This is a genomic window from Paenibacillus sp. P4_A7 (assembly GCF_056402455.1).
The window spans coordinates 1-3,821 of sequence record NZ_JBFUHJ010000512.1 but is presented as its reverse complement, the minus strand read 5'-3'; the positions used below and the strand labels follow the sequence as shown (position 1 = coordinate 3,821).

Annotated in this window: 3 protein-coding genes; 1 reads left to right on the top strand and 2 read right to left on the bottom strand. The window is 43.1% G+C overall.

Translation table 11 applies throughout. The features are described 5' to 3' along the window. The first annotated feature begins 256 nt into the window (after positions 1 to 256). Entirely contained in the window at positions 257 to 1,135 is an 879-nt protein-coding gene (locus AC1DWN_RS30040) for an AraC family transcriptional regulator (protein WP_477562531.1), read from the top strand. Positions 1,136 to 1,236: 101 nt separating this feature from the next. On the opposite strand, the gene AC1DWN_RS30035 is transcribed toward AC1DWN_RS30040, so the two are convergent. Both AC1DWN_RS30035 and AC1DWN_RS30030 read right to left on the bottom strand, forming a co-directional pair. Further along, positions 1,237 to 2,382, bottom strand: coding sequence for a Ger(x)C family spore germination protein (locus tag AC1DWN_RS30035; RefSeq protein ID WP_477562530.1), 1,146 nt, complete (start codon positions 2,380 to 2,382; stop codon positions 1,237 to 1,239). Next, on the bottom strand, positions 2,379 to 3,821 hold a 1,443-nt coding region (locus tag AC1DWN_RS30030), incomplete at its 5' end, for a spore germination protein (protein WP_477562529.1). The genes AC1DWN_RS30030 and AC1DWN_RS30035, both read right to left, overlap by 4 nt.

Below are 3,821 nucleotides of genomic sequence, written 5' to 3'. Positions count from 1 at the left end.
TCCATAACGTGAGCGTCGACGCCATCTGTGACTTGTTGCATCATTCAGCATCTCCTTCACTTCAAGTTCGTTGAAGACAGAGTAACTTCCTCACAAAATAAAGCCCTCAACGGTTTACTTCCATAATAATCGAGCATTTAAGTTATTAAAATTGCTAAATCACGCTAATTAGTACCCTATTTTGACTATTATTAAGATAGCGTTTACACTAGAATTAAATACGATTTAAAAAACCAGATCTTGGAGGTAACGCTACATGAAGCCCCTTCGTAAACAATTCGATGCTGCTGCATCTTTTCCTCTCGAATTCTCCTACCGGGTGGTAAAAGAATYGCATAATGAGCTTCCGAATCACATGCATGATTGGCATGAAATCGTTTATGTCCATTCGGGAAAAGGTGTTTTTTTTATAGATGGGTCTTTTTATACGATGGAGCCCGGTGATCTATTCTTACTGCCCAGCAACACCGTCCATCGCGCATTGCTGGACGAAGAGGCTCCTTTGACGGTTAGCACCCTCCATTTTCATAGGCGAATCGTACAGTGGGACTCGCTAGGTGATACCTTTTCATACGTACTATGCTTCGAGCAGGCGAATAAAGGAAAAAGTCATAAGCTATGCCCTAACACTTCCGATTTTCATTTTATAGAGACAATACTGGATAATATCAACAATGAGCTATCAGGCGACAAAACAGGACAGCGACATGCCGTTGTACTTCATCTGCTTCAACTGCTCCTTCTGCTAAACCGACAAATACCAGTCTCAACGGCGGAACGAAAAAATACTGGAGCTCCAGAGTGGATGAGGACAACGCTGCGTACAAYTGATGAACACCCTTATGGGGATGTTAGCTTATCCACATTGACAGCCAAAGCAGCAGTGAATCCTTCTCATTTCACACGAGTCTTTAAGCTCCTTACAGGAATGACACTAACCGAGTATGTTACGGCCAAACGGATTAGCCGAGCAAAGGAGCTTCTCCTTGCATCAGATACTCCGATCCACGCGATAGCAAATGAGTGCGGCTTCGAGAGTCTCCCACATTTTCATCGCACGTTCAAAAAGCTAACAGGTACGACACCTACGGGCTACAAACGCAGTTGCCAGGTGACAGAAGTACATTATAATTAATCAAAGTGTAGACTATTTATTCTGAACTGGGTGCATCACAAAAAAAACCTTGAAAGGCGCAAAGCCAATCAAGGTTTTAGAATAGCGTTCGAACTCTTTAGTTACTTCTCTGTCCCCTTATACTTCCCCGTACTTATGAAGTTAACTTTCACATTTATTTCCCCCAGAGAGTCATCAGTCAAGAAGAACGCATTGGTAGCTGACAACTTATGAAATTCCGAAGGTGAGGAACGGTATAGCGATTCTCTAAGCTTGAAAGGGTCGCACTTAAGCTTAATCGCTTTACGATAAGTCGTTTTCATTTCGTTTTGAATAGCTTCAACTGCACTTTTGTTCAATTGTTCCATTGTTACATCTTGCATAAGCTCTATCACATAGCCCGTTGCCTCCACTTTTAGTTTAAACCGAATGTCTCCTTTCTCGACAAATGATTTAATCCTCATCTTAGGGTTAGAGAACATAATGACAGCAGCTGGCGAGTCATTTACAGTAACTTGAAGCGACACACCTTTAAGCCCTTTTTCCGCCCACCTCATACCTTCCAGATCACTTTCCGACATCCAACCAATCATCTTCTTGTTTTGAAAAAAATACCCCCCCGACAAACTGAACATCGGTTTGGTTTTTTTATCTTCTTTCCAGTCCTTATTTTCAATATCAATTGAAGGAATCATAGCCGGCTCACCAGGTTCGTTCAAATTGGAGATTATCCGATTTCCGGTCGTAGGCATGATTATAGATAGTGGCGCGCTCGATTGAGAGGCTGTGAACATGACTGTACTAAGCGGCGATAAATTCAGAAGTGATTTCTGTATTAATATATCCGACAGATCCGTCTTCGTTCCATAGACCAATATGTTGTAACGCACTTCCCTATAGCGATTAATCGCATTGTATACATCAACTACACCCTTCTTGAGCGTATTTTCCGTCATGACTACAGCTTTTACATGTCCCCAGAATACTTCCAACTGCGCTGTCCTGCTGATGTCAGTCAACGCTATCGCGATCGTTTCACCTTCTCCTCTTCCAACCCACACCGGAACTGATTCGCCTAGTTTCATTTGCTCGCCATGGGAGATGTTTGTAAAATTAAGAATTTGTGCGTATGCAATCCATTTCCCTTTATCATAATCAACACCAATGGCAGTCGCATACGCCATGTTTTGGATTTCCGGCAGTTTCGTGCAACCGTTCAGAATTAAGATACTGGACAGTAGGAAGACCATGGCTCGGAATAACTTCATCCCTTATCCTCCTTCGTCTTGTCACTGTCAATAGTATTCAGAACTGCTGGCCGCTTGGTTATCTTACCCCATGGAATTCTCAAGAAAGAAATCAAAACTTCCTTCACTGACAGTGGTGAAAATGGAGCCATGTAACTTACTCCAAACGATTTCAGAGTTCCCATATAACCGATTAGCAGCACCATTCCTAAGATGACGCCATACATGCCAAGAAGGACTGAAAGGAAAAAAAAGAAAAATCGGATAATACTTACCTGGGTGCTTAGCGTCTGATTCACAAGTGTTACTCCCGAAACGGCAGTTATCRCTCCTACCACTACTACCGAAGGGGACACCAAGCCAGCACGAATAGCTGCGTCTCCAATGATGAGCCCCCCTATTGAGGTCAGCGTCTGACCGATCGCACTCGGAAGCCGTACACCCGCTTCTCTGAATATTTCGAGCAGCATTAACAGAAGAAACATTTCCATATGCGAAGAAAGCGGCAGCCCAAGCCGGGTAATCGAAATGGTGGCCATCAATTGGAAAGGAATCTGATCTTGATGAAACGATACAAGCGCTACCCATATCGATGGGAGAAATATGGATAAAAAAAGACTAATCCCTCTTATGATTCGTGCGAAAGAAACGTACGCATAGTTGAAATGGGCGTCTTCCGGTGATTTTAAAATTAATGTCAGTCCAGCTGGCGCAATCAGCACCATAGGCAGCCCGTCCACAATGAGTACTACTCTGCCCGCCAGCAGACTTTGAACAGCGTAATCCGGTCTCCCTGTAAAGTCCATAATCGGCAATAACTTAAACTTTGAATTAGCCAATAATTCCTCAAGCTGGCTTATGCTGAGTATGCCATCAATATCAATCTGATTCAGACGATTACGGATATCTTTTAAGATAGTGGGATTAACGATGTCATAAAAAAAAAGAATGCCGATTCGCGTCTTTGATCTTCTTCCCAATGTAATGTTGTCTACATGGAGAGAAGGGCTGCGCAGTCYCTTTCGGATCAAAGCAATATTTACAGTAATATCTTCAACAAAACCATCCCTTGGACCTTTTATAGAAATTTCCGTGGTTGATTCGAAAGGCTGTCTCGTTGGCTTATCAGCTATGCTCACATGAGCCACCGTGTTTTGTTCTGTGAATATGATCAGAAGATCCCCCAGAAAAACAGCATCCGATAATGAATCCGCCGATGCCTTAGACAATTCTGTTATCGACAGAGTTCTCGATAAACGGTCAATTGGATCTTTGAATGAGCCTTGCTCCGCAAATAACCGATTCAGCTCAGGTAAGATGAATTTCCCGATATCTGCCGAATTGCTCAAACCATCCGCATATGCGATCACGACCTGTTCGTTTTCTTGATCTCCAAACTTGCAAGCCTGAATCTTGACATCGGAAGAGCCAGCGAAGAGAGCCGTTAAGCTCTCCTCATC